This window comes from Streptomyces sp. NPDC051310 (assembly GCF_044455245.1).
Classification (GTDB): Bacteria; Actinomycetota; Actinomycetes; order Streptomycetales; family Streptomycetaceae; genus Streptomyces.
In genome coordinates, this window is record NZ_JBITEO010000002.1 from 408,393 (window position 1) to 424,364 (window position 15,972).

General features: G+C 74.3%; 15 protein-coding genes. 6 read left to right on the plus strand and 9 right to left on the minus strand.

Annotation, left to right across the window (positions count from 1 at the left end; all coding sequences use genetic code 11):
• Positions 1-6: 6 nt before the first annotated feature.
• Positions 7-2,352 carry a malto-oligosyltrehalose synthase gene (gene treY / locus ACIA79_RS04645; protein ID WP_399426676.1) on the plus strand — a complete coding sequence of 782 codons (2,346 nt, stop codon included), beginning with the start codon at positions 7-9 and terminating at the stop codon, positions 2,350-2,352.
• Here the strand turns inward: treY and ACIA79_RS04650 are convergent.
• Positions 2,341-2,898 carry a DUF1707 and FHA domain-containing protein gene (locus ACIA79_RS04650; RefSeq protein ID WP_399426677.1) on the minus strand — a complete coding sequence of 186 codons (558 nt, stop codon included), beginning with the start codon at positions 2,896-2,898 and terminating at the stop codon, positions 2,341-2,343. The genes treY and ACIA79_RS04650 overlap by 12 nt on opposite strands.
• Positions 2,899-3,122: 224 nt before the next feature.
• On the opposite strand from ACIA79_RS04650, the gene treZ reads away from it, so the two are divergent.
• Positions 3,123-4,877: a malto-oligosyltrehalose trehalohydrolase gene (gene treZ, locus ACIA79_RS04655; RefSeq protein WP_399426678.1), complete on the plus strand. Its 1,755-nt coding sequence runs from the start codon at positions 3,123-3,125 to the stop codon at positions 4,875-4,877.
• A gap of 193 nt (positions 4,878-5,070) precedes the next feature.
• Here treZ and ACIA79_RS04660 read toward each other — a convergent pair whose 3' ends face one another.
• From ACIA79_RS04660 to ACIA79_RS04675, 4 genes are all read right to left on the minus strand, one after another.
• A complete protein-coding gene (locus tag ACIA79_RS04660) occupies positions 5,071-5,559 on the minus strand; it encodes a DUF4265 domain-containing protein (protein ID WP_399426679.1) in 489 nt (162 codons plus the stop codon).
• 57 nt (positions 5,560-5,616) lie between these two features.
• Positions 5,617-6,705, minus strand: a complete 1,089-nt coding sequence (locus ACIA79_RS04665) for a hypothetical protein (RefSeq protein ID WP_399426680.1) — start codon at positions 6,703-6,705, stop codon at positions 5,617-5,619.
• 279 nt (positions 6,706-6,984) lie between these two features.
• Positions 6,985-8,145, minus strand: a complete 1,161-nt coding sequence (locus ACIA79_RS04670) for a M24 family metallopeptidase (protein ID WP_399426681.1) — start codon at positions 8,143-8,145, stop codon at positions 6,985-6,987.
• A gap of 155 nt (positions 8,146-8,300) precedes the next feature.
• Positions 8,301-8,933, minus strand: a complete 633-nt coding sequence (locus ACIA79_RS04675; RefSeq protein ID WP_399426682.1) for a nucleoside/nucleotide kinase family protein — start codon at positions 8,931-8,933, stop codon at positions 8,301-8,303.
• A 57-nt stretch (positions 8,934-8,990) separates the two neighbouring features.
• Between ACIA79_RS04675 and ACIA79_RS04680 the strand changes: the two genes are divergently transcribed.
• Positions 8,991-9,380, plus strand: coding sequence for a VOC family protein (locus ACIA79_RS04680; protein WP_399426683.1), 390 nt, complete (start codon positions 8,991-8,993; stop codon positions 9,378-9,380).
• 163 nt (positions 9,381-9,543) lie between these two features.
• Here ACIA79_RS04680 and msrB read toward each other — a convergent pair whose 3' ends face one another.
• The 4 genes from msrB to ACIA79_RS04700 all read right to left on the minus strand — a co-directional run bounded on the left by msrB (position 9,544) and on the right by ACIA79_RS04700 (position 12,822).
• Positions 9,544-9,957, minus strand: a complete 414-nt coding sequence (msrB, locus tag ACIA79_RS04685) for a peptide-methionine (R)-S-oxide reductase MsrB (RefSeq protein WP_399426684.1) — start codon at positions 9,955-9,957, stop codon at positions 9,544-9,546.
• A 9-nt stretch (positions 9,958-9,966) separates the two neighbouring features.
• The gene (gene murC, locus ACIA79_RS04690) at positions 9,967-11,358 is read right to left on the minus strand and encodes a UDP-N-acetylmuramate--L-alanine ligase (RefSeq protein WP_399426685.1); all 1,392 of its coding nucleotides are present in this window, start codon (positions 11,356-11,358) and stop codon (positions 9,967-9,969) included.
• A gap of 44 nt (positions 11,359-11,402) precedes the next feature.
• Positions 11,403-11,888, minus strand: coding sequence for an indole-3-glycerol phosphate synthase (locus ACIA79_RS04695; RefSeq protein ID WP_399426686.1), 486 nt, complete (start codon positions 11,886-11,888; stop codon positions 11,403-11,405).
• Between the two features lie 130 nt (positions 11,889-12,018).
• Positions 12,019-12,822, minus strand: a complete 804-nt coding sequence (locus ACIA79_RS04700) for a pyrimidine reductase family protein (RefSeq protein WP_399426687.1) — start codon at positions 12,820-12,822, stop codon at positions 12,019-12,021.
• 60 nt (positions 12,823-12,882) lie between these two features.
• On the opposite strand from ACIA79_RS04700, the gene zapE reads away from it, so the two are divergent.
• The 3 genes from zapE (at position 12,883) to ACIA79_RS04715 (ending at position 15,953) form a co-directional block, all read left to right on the plus strand.
• Positions 12,883-13,941: a cell division protein ZapE gene (gene zapE, locus ACIA79_RS04705; protein WP_399426750.1), complete on the plus strand. Its 1,059-nt coding sequence runs from the start codon at positions 12,883-12,885 to the stop codon at positions 13,939-13,941.
• A gap of 51 nt (positions 13,942-13,992) precedes the next feature.
• On the plus strand, positions 13,993-14,418 hold the full coding sequence (locus ACIA79_RS04710; RefSeq protein WP_399426688.1) for an OsmC family protein: 426 nt from the start codon (positions 13,993-13,995) through the stop codon (positions 14,416-14,418).
• Between the two features lie 176 nt (positions 14,419-14,594).
• Complete coding sequence (locus tag ACIA79_RS04715) at positions 14,595-15,953, plus strand: alkaline phosphatase PhoX (protein WP_399426689.1); 1,359 nt, start codon at positions 14,595-14,597, stop codon at positions 15,951-15,953.
• Positions 15,954-15,972 lie beyond the last annotated feature (19 nt).

Genomic DNA, 15,972 nt, shown 5'->3' on the forward strand with positions numbered 1-15,972 from the left:
GTTCGCATGACGCCCAACTCGACCTATCGGCTCCAGATCCAGCCGGACTTCCCCTTCCAGGCGGCCGGGGAAGCGGTGCCGTACCTCGCCTCGCTCGGGGTGTCGCACCTCCACCTGTCACCCGTCCTGGAAGCGGTCCCCGGCTCGACGCACGGGTACGACGTCACCGACCACAGCCGGGTGCGGGAGGAGCTGGGCGGTGAGGACGGGCTGCGGGCCCTCGCCCGCACCGCCCGCGCCCACGGCCTCGGCCTGGTGGTGGACCTGGTGCCCAACCACATGGCCGCCGCGCCCCGCCACAACCGGGCGCTGTGGGAGGTGCTGCGGGAGGGCCCGGCGTCCCCGTACGCCCGCTGGTTCGACATCGACTGGACGACGGGCGGCGGCAAGGTGCTGCTGCCGGTCCTGGGCGGGCGGATCGGTGACGAACTGGCCCGGATGCGCGTCGAGGACGGCGCGCTGCACTACGGGGAACAGCGGTTCCCGCTGCGTCCCGGTACGGAGGGCCTGGCGCTGCCGGAGCTGCTGGACGCCCAGTGGTACCGGCTCGGCTGGTGGCGGCTGGCGCGCACGGAGCTCAACTACCGGCGGTTCTTCACCATCTCGGACCTCATCGGGGTGCGGGTGGAGGACCCGGAGGTCTTCGCCGCCACCCACGCCAAGATCCTGGAGCTGGTGCGGGACGGGGTGGTCGAGGGGCTGCGGATCGACCACCCGGACGGCCTCGCGGACCCGGAGGGCTATCTGCGGGAGCTGGCGGAGGCGACCGGCGGGGCGTGCTGGACGGTCGTCGAGAAGATCCTCACCGGTGACGAGCGGCTGCCCGCGTCCTGGCCGGTGGCGGGCACCACGGGGTACGACGCGCTGTACCGGGTGGACGGGCTCTTCGTCGACCCGGCCGGCGCGGCGGAGATGGCGGACCTGTACCGGCGGTTCGCGAACCCGTCCGGCGACCGCGGCGGCCACTGGGAGCCGACCGCGCGCCGCGCCGCCTACAAGGTGGTGACGCACGCGCTCGCCGCGGAGGTGGCCTTCCTGACCCGGACGGCCGGCCGGATCTGCGCCGCCGACCCGGCGCTGCGCGACCACGCCCCCTGGGCCCTGCGCGCGGCGGTCCGGGAGCTGCTGATCCGGGTGCCGGTCTACCGGCCGTACGGGACCGGGGCCGAGGACGTGCTGAGCGCGGAGGCGGCCCGCGAGGCCAGGGAGACCTTCACGGTCCCGGAGGAGGCCGACGCGGTGGACGTCGTGCGCGACCTGGCGCTGGGGCGGCTCGGGGACGGGCCGGACCACCGGGCCTTCCGCACCCGGTTCGCGCAGACGTCGTCCGCGCTGCGGGCCAAGTCCGTCGAGGACACGGCCTTCTACCGGTACACGCCCCTGGTGTCGGCGAACGAGGTGGGCGGCGAGCCGGGCATGCCTGCCGTGGGGCCGGACGACTTCCACGCGTACTGCGCCCGCCTCGCCCGCGACTGGCCGGCCACCGGCACGGTGCTGTCCACGCACGACACCAAGCGCAGCGCGGACGTGCGGGCGCGGATCGCGGTGCTGTCCCAGTGCCCGCAGCGGTGGGCGAAGCTCCTCGACGACGTGGCCGGGAGGACGGCGGTGCCCGCACCGGACGGGCAGCTGGCATGGGTGGGGTGGCAGACGGGGTTCGGCCTGGGTCGGGCCGAACCGCGGCGTCTGGGGCAGGCCCTGCTCAAGTCCGTGCGGGAGGCGGGGCTGCACACCGGCTGGACGGAGCCCGACCCGGCCTACGAGCAGGCCGTCGCGGACTTCACGGCCGCGGGCCCCGCCGGTCCGCCGCAGTACACGGTGGACCTGCTGGCGCGCGAACTGGACCCGCACGCCCGGGCCAATGTGCTGGGCGCGGCGCTGGTCCACCTGACCATGCCGGGCGTGCCCGACGTCTACCAGGGCTCCGAGCGGGAGTACCGGGCGCTGGTCGACCCGGACAACCGCGATCCGTTCCAGGAGGGGCCGCCCGACGAGAAGACGGCGCTCACGCGCGCGGCGCTGGGACTGCGGCGCCGTCGCCCGGAGGTGTTCGGCACCTCGGGGACGTACGAGCCGCTGACCGTGTCGGGCCCGGCGGCGGGGCACTGCGTGGCGTTCTGCCGCTCCGGGGAGGTGGTCACCGCGGTGACCCGGCTGTCGCTGCGGCTGGCGGAGGGCGGCGGCTGGGCCGGCACGACGCTGCGGCTGCCGCCGGGGCGCTGGTACGACGCCCTGGACGACTCGTCCGGCGCGGAGTTCGGCGGGGCCGTGGAGCTGGAGGAGCTGTTCGCCGCGCGGCCGGTGGCGCTGCTGACGCGGGAACGGCCGGACCGGCCGGGGTCAGCGGGCTGAGCGCGCGGTGAGGCGGAACCCCATCTGCCCGAACGTCACCAGGTCGCCGTCCTGGACGACGACCGTGCCGGTGACGCGACGGCCGTTGACGGTGGTGCCGTTGGTGGAGCCGAGGTCCCGCAGCACCCACAGGCCGCCCTGGAGCCGCAGTTCGGCGTGCGTGCGGGAGACCGTCCCGTGGCTGAGCCGCAGCCCGCTGGCCGGGTCGCGGCCTATGCGCAGCGGGGTGGGGCCGGGCTCGGGGAGCAGCAGCTTCGGCAGCCGCTCCGCCCGCCACGCCCGCCCCAGCCGCGCGGTGAAGCGGGACATCCGCTCGACGGCGCCGAACACCCGCTCGGCCCACCGGCCGTCGGAGCGCAGGTCGGCGGTGGCGGCGGCCAGTTCGTCGGTACGGCGGGCGGTCAGGACCAGTTCCATGCGGCGCAGGAACGTGTCGTGCGAGAGCCTGCCCTGCGCGGCGCCCTCGCGGAGCATCCCCAGCGCACGGTCCCGTTCGGCGTCGGTCGGCCGGGCGGGGTACGTGTGGAACTCGAAGGACGACGTCACAGGGGCGATTGTCGGCCCGGGCGGCCCGGGGTGTCCAGACAGGGGCCCGTTGTCGGACCCCGTTGGTACGGTCTTGGGACGTGCGGGGCCGGGGGCTCGGTGTCCGGCGCGCGCAGGGGTGTGCCGGCCGCGACGCGACGGGAGCGTTCGGCCAAGTGTCGTGCTTCCCGTTCTGGATCTTGCCAGGATGGGAGTACCGGGGGACGACGACGAGGGGATCGCCAGTGCTGTTCGACGTATGGGCGCCTGAGGCGGAGGAACGGGTCGAGCTCCATGTGGAGGGTGCCCGGCACCCCATGGCGCGCGATGCGCAGCGGGAAGGCTGGTGGACCGCCGAGGCCGAGGCGGGTCCGGGCGCGCGGTACGGGTTCGCGCTGGACGGCGGGCCGGTGCTGCCCGATCCGCGGTCGCGCCGCCAGCCGGACGGCCCCGACGGGCGCAGCGCCGTGGTGGACCTCGGCGCGTACGCCTGGCGGCATCCGTCGCCGTCGCGCGGGCTGCGCGGCGCCGTGCTGTACGAGCTGCACGTCGGCACGTACACCCGCGAGGGCACCCTGGACGCGGCGGCCGGACGGCTGGACCACCTCGCCGGTCTGGGCGTCACCCATGTGGAGCTGATGCCGCTCTGCCCCTTCCCCGGCCGTCACGGCTGGGGGTACGAGGGGGTGTCGCTGTGGGCGGTGCACGAGCCGTACGGCGGGCCGGAGGCGCTGCAGCGCTTCGTCGACACGGCGCACGGCCTCGGCCTCGGCGTGGTGCTGGACGTGGTCCACAACCACCTGGGTCCGTCGGGCAATCACCTGCCGGCCTTCGGTCCGTACTTCACCGACACGCACCACACCCCGTGGGGGGCCGCGGTGAACCTCGACGCGCCCGGCTCGGACGAGGTCCGCGCGTACCTGCTGGGCAGCGCCCTGGGCTGGCTGCGCGACTTTTGGATCGACGGCCTGCGGCTGGACGCGGTGCACGCGCTCGCCGACACGCGGGCGCTGCCGTTCCTGGAGGAGCTGTCGGCCGCCGTCGACGAGCTCGCCGCCGAGCAGGGCCGGGAGCTGTTCCTGATCGCGGAGTCGGACCTGTGCGATCCGCGGACGACGACACCGCGGGAGGAGGGCGGCCTCGGTCTGCACGCCCAGTGGAACGACGACTTCCACCACGCCCTGCACACCGCGCTCACGGGTGAGTCCCAGGGCTACTACGCGGACTTCGCGCGGGCCCCGCTGGCCGCGCTCGCCAAGACGGTCCAGCACGTCTTCTTCCACGACGGCACGTACTCGTCCTTCCGGGGCCGTACGCACGGCCGGCCGGTCGACCGTGAGCGGACGCCGGCCCACCGCTTCCTGGGTTACGCCCAGAGCCACGACCAGATCGGCAACCGCGCCACCGGCGACCGGCTGTCGGCCTCCTGCTCCCCCGGCCTGCTGGCGTGCGCGGCGGCGGTGGTCCTGACCGGGCCGTCGACGCCGATGCTGTTCATGGGCGAGGAGTGGGGCGCGGGCACGCCCTGGCAGTTCTTCACCGACCACACGGACCCGGAGCTCGCCGAAGCCGTACGGCGCGGCCGGCGGCGGGAGTTCGCGGCGCACGGGTGGGCGGAGGAGGACATCCCCGATCCGCAGGACCCGGCGACGCGGGACCGCTCCTGCCTGGACTGGTCGGAGCCCGAGCGCGAACCGCACGCGCGGCTGCTGGCCTGGCACCGCGAGCTGATCGCGCTGCGCGCCGCCCAGCCCGATCTGACCGACCCGGACCTGGCGGCGATCCGGGTGTCCTTCGACGAGTCGTCGCGTCTGCTGGCGTACCGGCGGGGCGACCTGCGGGTGGTGGTCAACTTCGCTAAGGAGCCGGCGGAGGTGCCGCTGGGTGCCCCGGCGCGGGTGCTGGCGGCGTGGGAGCCGGTCGAGGACCCGGACGGCGAGGGCGTGCTGCGGCTGCCGCCGGAGTCCTGCGTGGTCCTGACGGACGCCGCGGACCGGTGAGCGCGGCCCGGCCGTGGTGATCCGCGCACCGTGCCCGAACGCTGCGTGCACCGCCAAACCGGCTCCGGGCACTCCACCCGCTACGGCGTCGGGCGAGCCCTGGCGACGCCCGCGAGTCCTGGCGGCCGACGAGTGACGTGCCCGGCCGGTCGACCACGTGGCCGGCGCCAAGCCCCGGCGAACCGGACGGAGCTCAGGCGTTCCACCACTCGTCGGTGCCGCATCCGACCTCGTAGTGCCACCATCCCTCCGCCCGCCCCTGCGCCAGGAGCTTCTTGATCCCGGCGAAGTCCGTGCCTGCCGGCACGGTGAAGGCCACCATGGGGAAATCGTCGCTGAAGACCTCGCCTCCGAGCCCGAACGGCGCAAAGCGTCGATGGACTGCCTGGGGGCTTCTCCCGAGGGGACCGGCGGGCACGGGCACGACGCGGATCGTGCAGTTGCCGGAGGAACCGACCTGCCCAACGGCCCAGCGGAGCCCGTCGGAGTCGGTCCGGTACCGCACCACGTCACCCTCGGCCACCCCGTTCTGAAGGAAGGGGGCGTTCTCGATCCGGGCCGTGCCGTCTCCCAGATCGGTCGCCCACAGACCCTCGGTGTCCTGCGGGAACCACCCCTCGCGAGGCACGAACCGGAACCAGACCTTGATCTTCTCCACCACGCTCTGCATGCCCGCAATCATCCGCCGACCGGCACTGCCGACCCGCCCGGGGCCTGAGGGCAGGTGTTGAACACCGGGCTAGGAGCGGGTGGCGGTCGCGCAGTCGTCGCCCGCGGCCGTGCCGTCGCTCGTGTCGATCGGCTCGCTGCGGTCGTACGGATCGACCCGGTGAGCCTCGTCGGCGGGCTGTTCGCCGGCCGTGCCGAAGGGCGGCACGAAGTAGCCGGTCGGGGCGGAGCAGCCGCCGTTGGTCATGTCGAGCGCGTAGGACACGAGGGACATCGTGCCCGGTTCGGTGATGACCTCGGCCGGGTCGTCCCAGCTCATCACCACCTCGCGCCGCACGATCGTACGGACGACCTCGGCGTCCCGCCCGCCGTCGTCCGCCGGGGTGACCGGGTACACGAAGGTGACGTCCGCCGTCACCTCGACCGCCCCCCGCTTCCCCTCCCGGTACGTGAGCCGACCGCGCGTCTTGACCACGTCGCCGACCAGTCGGGCCTGCTCCGGCCGGAAGCGGCTGAACAGCAGCAGCGGGTCGGTCTCCGGAGCGGGCGCTGCCGACGACAGGGCGGTACGGAGATACTCCTGGACGTCCTTCTGGTGCGGGTTCAGCAGCGCGATCGCCTTCGTGGGCCGCTCGCCGCGCAGCACGCGGGAGTCGAGCCCCGCGGCCACCAGGAAGTCCCGGCTCTGCCGCAGTGCATGCTCGACCTGGGCGGCGTTCATCCAGCCGGTCGCCTTGGCCGGCGGCACCGTGATCCCGGCCGTTCCGTCGGCCCAGCGGGCGGCGGGCGACCCCCGGAAGGGTTCGGCGAGGGTGGGGCGCAGATCCGCCTCGGCGCCGGGCGCCTCCCGCGGGCCTTCCGTCTCGGCGGCGAGCGGCGCCCCGTCCTGCGCGCCGTCGTCGCCACCGAACCAGCCGACGACCTGCTGGGGGAAGAGGCTGACGACCAGGAGAGCCACCGCCGCCACGAGCCCGGTCACGTACCAGCCTGTCCTGCGCCGGGGCCGGGCCGGTGCATACGTACGCCAGCCTTCCGGTTGCCCGGAGCGCTCCCGCAGCCGTCGCTCCACCTCTCGGGCGCGCGCCGACGGCTCCACGGGCGCCTGGGCTGCACCCGTCACCGATTCACGGAGGAACCGCTCCCACTCCTCCTCGGACACGGACGACCCGTCCTGCCCCCCAGCTCCGCTCACACCGCACCCCCGTCATCGCTCGACCACCCGCCGGCTCGACCGTCCGATCGGTCGACTGCGCACCGGGCGATCGGGAGCCGCCCTGCATGATCGCATGAGCAAGCCCCGGCCTGCCGGGGTGGCGGGTGGCCGCCCGCGTCGTGCTGTTGGCCGCTCCTGCGGAGAAGTGGGCCCGGCGCGTGGGGAGCGGGTCACCGCCGCGAAGAGACCGGCCGTGGTGCTGAACGGCGGTGGCGGCACCGTGCGTTAGTCGACCAGGGCGAGCTCGCGCGGGGTGGTGTTGAGGCGGCGGACGCCGTCCCCGGTGACCGTGACGATGTCCTCGATGCGCACGCCGAAGCGGCCCGGGAGGTAGATCCCGGGCTCGACGGAGAAGCACATGCCGGGCACAAGCGGCTGCTCCTCCCCCTCGATCATGTACGGGGGCTCGTGCGTGGTGACGCCGATGCCGTGGCCGGTGCGGTGGATGAAGTACTCGCCGTACCCGGCGTCGGCGATCACCGCACGGGCTGCCCGGTCCACCTCCTGGCAGGTGGCGCCCGGCCGGACCGCGGCGACACCGGCGCGCTGCGCCTCGCGCACGACGTCGTGGACGCGGCGCTCCTCGGCCGTGGGCTCGCCGACGTGGACGGTACGGGTGGTGTCGGAGCCGTACCCGTGCTTCAGGCCGCCGAAGTCGAGGACGACCATGTCGCCGTGGACGATGGTGCGGTCGCCCGCCTCGTGGTGCGGGTCGGCGCCGTTGGGGCCCGAGCCGACGACGGTGAAGTCCACCTGGGAGTGCCCGAAGCCCAGCAGCAGCGCGGACAGGTCCGCGGCGATGTCGGTCTCCTTGCGCCCGGCGAAGCGCACCCGGAGGATCTCGCGGTACGCGGCGTCGGCGGCCGCGCCGGCCGCGGCCAGGCGCTCCAGCTCACGCGCGTCCTTGACGGCGCGCAGCATGGGCAGCGCCTCGGTGAGCGCGGTGTACGCGCTGTCCGGCAGTTGCCGCTGCAGCCCGAGCAGGTGCATGGCCCAGGCGTTGTCGCTCACACCGAAGCGGCCCCGGGCGTCGAGGAGCGGGGCGGTGACGGCGTACGGGTCGGTGCCGTCGGTCCAGTCCCTCAGGGTGAGCGCGGGGGCCCCGGCGGACCGCGCGGCGTCGGGCGCCTCCAGCGCCGGCACGACGAGCACCGGGTCGCGGCCTGGCGCGAGGACGAGGAGCGTGAGCCGCTCGGTCTCGGCGGTGACGCGGTACCCGGTGAAGTACACCAGGTCAGGCCCGGGCGCGACGAGCAGCCCCGCGAGTCCGGCCTCGGCCGCCGCATCGGCGGCGCGGGCCATACGGGCGCGGTAGTCGCCGGCGGTGAAGGGCGCGGGCGCGGTGGCCGTCGCGGGGGTGCCGGATGCCGCCGGTGTGCTGGACATGCGGTGCTGCCTCCTCGGCTCCTCGACCCGCTCATCCTCCGCGCCGGACGCGCCGCCGCGCAACCGCGCGATCGCGGGCGGCCACGGCCCCCGGAGCGCCGGCCCGCGCCCGGGACACGGAGCGCACCGGCCCCAGGCAGGGCGGGCGCGCGCGGTCAGGGCATCCGGACGACCAGGTCCGCGCGGTCGCGTCCGGGGGCGACGAGGCGGGCGTTGGCCTCGTCCGACCCGTGCACCCACCGCTCGGCGTGCTCGCGGTCCTTGCCGAACCGGACGTGACGGTCGATCAGGCGGTGGAGGCGCCGGCGGTCGTCGAGTTCGAGGAACCACACCTCGTCCAGGAGCGGGGCGACGCGGGCCCAGGGGCCCTCGCCGTCGTCGTACAGCAGGTAGTTGCCCTCGGTGATGACGAGCGGGACGTCCGGGGCGACCGGAATGCTGCCGGCGACGGGCTCCTCCAGCGTGCGGTCGAACGCGGGCGCCCAGACGGTCGTGCCCGGTTCGGGGGTGCGCAGCCGGGTGAGGAGGGCCGTGTAACCGGCGGCGTCGAAGGTGTCGGGCGCGCCCTTGCGGTCGGCGCGGCCGAGGCGGCGCAGTACGGCCCCGGCGAGGTGGAAGCCGTCCATGGGGACGAGGACGGCGAGCCCGCGCAGGTCCTCGGCCAGGCGCTCCGCGAGGGTGGACTTGCCCGCGCCGGGGGCGCCGGCGATGCCGAGGATGCGGCGGCCGCCGGGCACGGCGAGGCGGCGGGCGCGGGCGGTGAGCCGGTCGAGCTGCTGCGGGTCCATGGACGGCATTGTTCCCCGGTCGTGGACGCCCGATCGTCATACGTATAACGTGGCGCCATGCCGTACATCGCCCTGATCACCCTGGTCGTCCGTGACTACGACGACGCCATCGCCTTCTACACCGGCGCGCTCGGTTTCGAGCTGGTGGAGGACAGTCCGCGGGAGGACGGCGGCCGCTGGGTCGTCGTCCGGCCGCGGGGCGCCGGCGCCGGTACGGCGCTGCTGCTGGCCCGCGCCGCCGACGGGCGGCAGGAGGCGAGCGTGGGCGCCCAGACCGGCGGGCGCGTCGGCTTCTTCCTCCACACCGGGGACTTCGCGGGCGACCACGCGCGGATGCGGGCGGCGGGCGTCCGCTTCCTGGAGGAGCCGCGCCACGAGCCGTACGGCACGGTCGCGGTCTTCGAGGATCTGTACGGCAACCGCTGGGACCTGCTGCAGCCCGCGTGAGGGCCACGGGGCCGGCCGGGTGCCGGCCCCCGCCCGGGCCCTGTCGCCCGGATCAGGCCGGCGCGCAGGGGCCGGAAGGCCCAGGTCGTGTCGATCAGGCCGGATCGGTGAGCGGTGTTCGGTGCCGAACGTCGCGAGCCCGGCGTGACCGGCCTGACACGACCTAGCCCTGGCCGCCGGCCGGCTCCAGCCGCAGCGAGACGGAGTTGATGCAGTACCGCTGGTCCGTCGGGGTCGGGTACCCCTCGCCCTCGAAGACGTGGCCGAGGTGCGAGCCGCAGCGGGCGCAGCGCACCTCGGTGCGGACCATGCCGTACGACCGGTCCTCGATCAGTTCGACGGCGTCGCTGTCCTTCGGGTCGTAGAAGGACGGCCAGCCGCAGTGCGACGCGAACTTGGTCCCGGAGGTGAACAGTTCGGCGCCGCAGGCCCGGCAGGAGTAGACACCCTCGGTCGTGGTGTCGGTGTACTCACCGGTGAAGGCGGGCTCGGTGCCGGCCTCGCGCAGGACGCGGTACTCCTCGGGGGACAGCTCCGCCCGCCACTGCTCGTCCGGCTTCTCGACGTCGTACGGCATGGGGTCTCCTCAGTTCGCCAGGCGGGCGAGGATCTCCGGTCCGAGGTCCGTGACGTCGCCCGCGCCCATCGTGAGAACGAGATCGCCGGGCCCGGCCATTCCCGCGACGACCCCGGCGACGGCGTCCTTGTCGGAGACCGGGGTGACGTCGGCGCCCGCCGCCCGGGCGGCGTCGGTGATCAGGGCGCTGGTGACGCCGGGGATCGGGTCCTCGCGGGCCGGGTAGATGTCCAGCACCACGGAGGCGTCCGCCAGGGCGAGCGCCCGGCCCATCTCGGTGCCGAGCTCCTGGGTCCGGGAGAAGAGGTGCGGCTGGAAGACGACCAGCAGGCGGGCGGAACCGGCGGCGGAGCGCATCGCCTCCAGATCGGCGGTCATCTCCGTGGGGTGGTGCGCGTAGGAGTCGATGACCTGTACGCCGGCGGCCTCGCCCTTGAGCTGGAGGCGGCGGCCCACCCCGGTGTACGCGGTGAGGGCCTGGGCCAGCGCGGCGGGGTCGATGCCGGTGCGGGCGCCGGCGGCGAGCGCCGCGGCGGCGTTGTGCGCGTAGTGGCGGCCGGGCACCGAGACGGTGAAGGTGTGCTCGACGCCGTCGAGGACGACGCTCACCTCGCTCGTCATGCCCTTGGGCGTGATCCGGCGGATCCACACGTCGGACGTCTCCGCCTCGCCGACGGTGACCACGCGCAGGCCGGGACGGCCCGAGACGCGGCCCGCGAGCTCGCGGGCGCCCGCGTGCTCGCCGACGACCAGCGTGCCGCCGGGCCGGATCCTGGCGACGAAGGCCTCGAAGGACTCGTGGATCTCGTCCAGGGAGGCGTAGTTCGCGTGGTGGTCCAGCTCGACGTTGAGGACGATCGCGACCTCGGGGTCGTACTTCTGGAAGCTGCGGTCGCTCTCGTCGGCCTCGGCGACGAAGAGGTCGCCCTCGCCGTGGCGGGCGTTGCTGCCCGGCCCGGCCAGGTCTCCGCCGATGGCGTACGACGGGTCGAGTCCGAGCTCGGTGAGGGCGACGGCGAGCATCGACGTGGTGGTGGTCTTGCCGTGCGTGCCGGCCACGGCGATGGAGCGCAGGCCGGTCATGAGCGCGGCCAGCGCGTCGGAGCGGTGGACCACGGGGATGGACAGCTCGGTGGCGCGGGCCAGCTCGGGGTTGTCGGCGCGGATGGCGCTGGAGACCACGACGCAGCTGGTGTCGTCGGCGAGGTGCGCGGCGGCGTGCCCGATGTGGACGGTGGCGCCGAGCGCACGCAGGGCGGCGGCGGTCTCCGAGTCGCGCGCGTCGCTGCCGACGACCTCGGCGCCCCGCTGGGCGAGGATCTTCGCGATGCCCGACATACCGGCGCCGCCGATGCCGATGAAGTGCGGCCGTTCCATGGCAGCAGGGATGGCGGGTGCCATGCGTGTGTCTCCCCGGGGTGTGACGTACGTGAGCGGCCCCAAGCCTATGCGGTCCCGGACTCGTCGTTGTGCGCGAAGAGCTTGAGCACCGGTACGCCGACCTTGTGGCGGGCCCGGGAGGCCCAGTCGCGGTGGAAGAACTCCTCCACGTAGTGGGGGGCCGTGAGCACGATGACCTCGTCCGCCCCGGCCTCCTCCACCACGGCCCTCAGCTTGTCCAGCGGGTGGTCCTCGACGACCTGGCCCACCGCCTGGCAACCGGCGTCGCGCAGGGCCTGGAGCGAGTGCTCCAGCGCGGCCCGGGCGGGCGGTCTCGCCGCCCTCCCCTCCGGTTCCTCGCCTTCGTGGACGGCCTCCTTGATCTCGCCGATGGCGACGTCGTCGATGGCGCGCAGCAGGACGACGGACTGGTCGCCGCGGGGCTGCATGAGCACGATGAACGAGATCTCCTCGTCCCCGTGGAGGGTCGTGACGAATTCCACGTCGACCCGGGACAGGGGCTTCTCGATCATGAGAACGCTTGTGAACACCTCAGGAGCCCTTCTGCGGAAACCATCCTTCCCCGTGCCCGCACGGGGACTGCGAGATAAGTCTGCCCAGCCGGCGTGAAGCGGAACGACTTATTCCGCCTATTGCCCGGGCCGGTCGTGCCCGGGCGGGTCAGGCCCTGCGGTACCGGGTGAAGAGGAACCCGTCCTCCTCCAGGATCGACGCGAGCGCGTACCGCTCCGGCACCGCGAGGGACGGCCCGCCCGCGATCCGCTGGGCGCCCCCCGCCGTGAGCAGCGGCGAGACCGTCAGGCACAGCTCGTCGAGCACCCCGGCCGCCACCAGCTGCCCGAGCAGCCGCGGCCCGCCCTCGGTCAGCTGGCGGGTCAGCCCGCGCGCGGCCAGTGCCCGCACGGCCCGGGCCGGCTCCACGCCCGGCCCGTCGCCCGCGACGACCACCTCGGCGCCCGCCCGCTCGGCCTCGCGCACCCGCTCCGGCGGCGCTGCGGCGCCGGTGAGCAGCAGCGTCGGCACCAGCGGCTCGGTGAACAGCGGCAGCGAGAAGTCCAGGTCCAGGGAGGCGCTGACCACCGCGATGGCGGGCGCGGGGCCCTGTCCGGCCGCCTGCCGGCGCGCCGCGAAGGCCTCCCGCGCGCGGGCCGGGCGGTAGCCCTCCATCCGTACCGTCTCGGCGCCGACGACCACGACGTCGGCCAGCGCCCGCAGGGTGCCGAAGATCCGCATGTCGGTCGCGGACGAGATGGGCTCGGAGCGCCCGTCGTGCTGGGCGGCCCCGTCCAGGGAGGACACCATGTTGGCGCGCAGCCAGGACCCGGCCGCCCCGGCCCCGGCCGCGGGATCCGCGCCGGGGGACGGCTCCGGGTACGCGTAGGCCTCGGCCAGCTCGTCGAGGGACCACTCGCGGGGCCCGGCTGCCGCGGATGTCTGGTCGGTCACAGGGAACAGGCGTCGCATGCCGAGCAGTCTGACACGGCGCTTACAGTGGGAAACGTGTCCACCACTGCCCCCCGCGCCATGACGACCGAAGCGGTCCCGCTGTCCCTGTGCGCCCGTGAACCCCACGTCCCCGCCGAGCGGCTGGTCGCCGAGATGGTGCCGCCGCCGCGCTTCGACGCGGTGCGCTTCGACACGTACATCCCCGACCCGAACCAGCCCAGCCAGACCGAGGCGGTCAAGGTGCTGAGCACGTTCGCGTCCGGGCTCGGCGGTGCGCACGCGACCGGCTCCGGGCGGCGCCGCTGGTTCGCGAAGAAGCCGGCCGCCCCCGCCGGGCCGCGCGGGGTGTACCTGGACGGCGGGTACGGCGTGGGCAAGACGCACCTGCTCGCGTCGCTGTGGCACGCCACGCCCGCCGAGCCGGCGCTCAAGGCGTTCGGCACGTTCGTCGAGCTGACCAACCTGGTCGGCGCGCTGGGCTTCCAGCAGACCGTCGCCACGCTGAGCGGCCACCGGCTGCTGTGCATCGACGAGTTCGAGCTGGACGACCCGGGCGACACGGTGCTCGTGTCCACCCTGCTGGGCAAGCTGGTCGACGCGGGCGTCGCCCTGGCGGCCACCTCCAACACGCTGCCGGGCAAGCTCGGCGAGGGCCGGTTCGCCGCCGCGGACTTCCTGCGCGAGATCCAGGGCCTGTCCGCCCACTTCCGCCCGCTGCGCATCGACGGGGAGGACTACCGTCACCGCGGGCTGCCCGAGGCCCCGCCGCCGTACGCCGTCGAGCAGGTGACCAGGGCGGCGCACGCCACGCCCGGCGCGTCGCTGGACGCGTTCCCCGACCTGCTGGAGCACCTCGCCCGGGTGCACCCCAGCCGGTACGGCGCCCTGACCGACGGCCTGGCCGCGGTCTGCCTGACCGGTGTGGAGCCGGTGCCCGACCAGTCGACCGCGCTGCGGCTGGTGGTCCTCGCCGACCGGCTGTACGACCGCGAGGTGCCGGTGCTCGCCTCCGGACTGCCGTTCGACAAGCTGTTCAGTGACGAGATGCTGAACGGCGGGTACCGGAAGAAGTACTTCCGGGCGATCTCACGGCTCACGGCGCTGGCGCGCGACGCCAAGGGGCTGGTCGACCAGTAGGTTGGGGTGCCGTACCCATCCGGGTCGTACACCGTCCGAAGGGAATGCGGCATGGCCACCACGCGTCACGCGCACACCGTCTGGGAAGGCAATCTCACCGAGGGCACGGGCACCGTGTCCCTCGACTCGTCCGGCATCGGCCGGTACCCGGTCTCGTGGCCGGCGCGCTCCGAGGAGCCGAACGGCATGACGAGCCCGGAGGAGCTCATCGCGGCCGCCCATTCCAGCTGCTTCTCGATGTTCCTCTCCGGCTCCCTGACCAAGGCCGGGAACCCGCCCGCGCGGCTGAACACCCAGGCCGACGTGACCTTCCAGCCCGGCAAGGGCATCACCGGCATCCACCTCACGGTGGAGGGCGAGGTGCCGGGCCTGGACGAGGCCGGCTTCGTCAAGGCGGCCGAGGACGCCAAGGCGGGCTGCCCGGTGAGCCAGGCGCTCACGGGCACGGAGATCACCCTCACCGCCCGGCTCGCCTGATCCGTCGGATCCCTCGTGGCCCGGCGGCCACATGAGGCGACGTGGCCCGCACCGTCCGCACGGTTCACCTGCCACCACACCGCGTGATACACACATGCGGGTCACGTCACATCTCCTGTCTCCTGTCCTCCCCATGCCCTCCGGGCCGGGACCCCCAGCAGGAAGCGAGTTGCCTCATGTCCGCGACACGTCGTCAGCTCCTGGCCCGTACCGGCGCCTCCGTCGCCGGTATCGCCTTCACCGGGGCGCTGTCCGAACTCTTCACCGGCACGGCCGCCGCCCGCGGGCACGCCGGCCACGGCCCTCTCGTGCCCGACCCCGCCGGCCTGCTCGACCTGCCCGAGGGCTTCCGCTACAAGGTCCTCTCCCGGGAGGGGCTGCGGCTCCGCTCCGACGAGGGGGAGGTCCCGAGCAATCACGACGGCATGGGCGCCTTCCGGGGGCGGCGCGGCCGCGTCCTCCTCGTACGGAACCACGAGAACCGCCCCTCCGCCCGCATAGGGGTCCCGGCCGTCCAGGGCCTCACCTACGACCCGGCCGGCAAGGGCGGCTGCACGGTGCTGGAGCTGGACGGGCGCAACGACGTCCTGGGCGAGCGGGTGGGCGTCGCCGGAACCGCCGTCAACTGCGCGGGCGGGCCCACCCCGTGGAACACCTGGCTCACCTGCGAGGAGACCGAGGACAGAGCCGGCACCAACGGCTACACCAAGGACCACGGCTACGTCTTCGAGGTCGACCCCGTCGATCCGCGCCGCACCGGGGCCGTACCGCTGACCGCGATGGGCCGCTTCCAGCACGAGGCGGTCGCCGTCGATCCGCGCACCGGGATCGTGTACGAGACCGAGGACGCCTTCCAGCGGCCGTTCGGACTGTTCTACCGCTTCCTGCCCGAGAAGCCGCTCGGCGGCACCGGTTCGCTGCGGGCGGGCGGGGCGCTGGAGGCGATGCGGGTGCCGGGCGTGGCGGACCTCTCCGCCGTGCAGGAGACCGGCGCGGTCTTCGAGGGCGTCGAGTGGGTGCCCGTACCGGACCCGCAGGCCCGGCAGACCCCCATCCGGCTCCAGGACTTCGGGCCGAAGGGCATCACGCACGCCCAGAAGCTGGAGGGCTGTTACTGGAACGGCCGGTCCGTCTACTTCGTGTCCAGCTTCGCGCGCGCCGCCGATGGCTCGGCGGCCGACCACTACGGGCAGGTGTGGCGGTACGAGCCGCTGCGGCGCCGGCTCACGCTCGTCGTGGTGTTCGGGCCGAGCTCCGACATCCAGCTGCCCGGCGAGTCCCCCGACAACATCTGCCTGGCGCCCGGCGGCGGGCTGATGGTGTGCGAGGACGGCAACGGCGCGCAGCACGTGTACGGGCTGACGAGGCACGGCGAGGTGTACCCGGTGGCGCGCAACGCGCAGAACACCGGCACGGAGGACGAGCCGGAGTGGGGCGAGTTCGCGGGCGTCACCTTCTCCCCGGACGGGGCGACGATGTTCGTGAACTGCTACACGCCGGGGACGACCTTCGCGGTGACCGGCCCCTGGCACTGACGGGGTGACTCCGGGCGGC

What these genes read in the sequence shown, in the direction of transcription:
- treY (WP_399426676.1), top strand. Translation starts at nt 7, where the DNA reads ATGACGCCCAACTCGACCTATCGGCTCCAGATCCAGCCGGACTTCCCC.
- ACIA79_RS04660 (WP_399426679.1), bottom strand. Translation starts at nt 5,559, where the DNA reads ATGATTGCGGGCATGCAGAGCGTGGTGGAGAAGATCAAGGTCTGGTTC.
- ACIA79_RS04670 (WP_399426681.1), bottom strand. Translation starts at nt 8,145, where the DNA reads ATGTCCAGCACACCGGCGGCATCCGGCACCCCCGCGACGGCCACCGCG.
- ACIA79_RS04675 (WP_399426682.1), bottom strand. Translation starts at nt 8,933, where the DNA reads ATGGACCCGCAGCAGCTCGACCGGCTCACCGCCCGCGCCCGCCGCCTC.
- ACIA79_RS04680 (WP_399426683.1), top strand. Translation starts at nt 8,991, where the DNA reads ATGCCGTACATCGCCCTGATCACCCTGGTCGTCCGTGACTACGACGAC.
- msrB (WP_399426684.1), bottom strand. Translation starts at nt 9,957, where the DNA reads ATGCCGTACGACGTCGAGAAGCCGGACGAGCAGTGGCGGGCGGAGCTG.
- murC (WP_399426685.1), bottom strand. Translation starts at nt 11,358, where the DNA reads ATGGCACCCGCCATCCCTGCTGCCATGGAACGGCCGCACTTCATCGGC.
- ACIA79_RS04700 (WP_399426687.1), bottom strand. Translation starts at nt 12,822, where the DNA reads ATGCGACGCCTGTTCCCTGTGACCGACCAGACATCCGCGGCAGCCGGG.
- zapE (WP_399426750.1), top strand. Translation starts at nt 12,883, where the DNA reads ATGACGACCGAAGCGGTCCCGCTGTCCCTGTGCGCCCGTGAACCCCAC.
- ACIA79_RS04710 (WP_399426688.1), top strand. Translation starts at nt 13,993, where the DNA reads ATGGCCACCACGCGTCACGCGCACACCGTCTGGGAAGGCAATCTCACC.
- ACIA79_RS04715 (WP_399426689.1), top strand. Translation starts at nt 14,595, where the DNA reads ATGTCCGCGACACGTCGTCAGCTCCTGGCCCGTACCGGCGCCTCCGTC.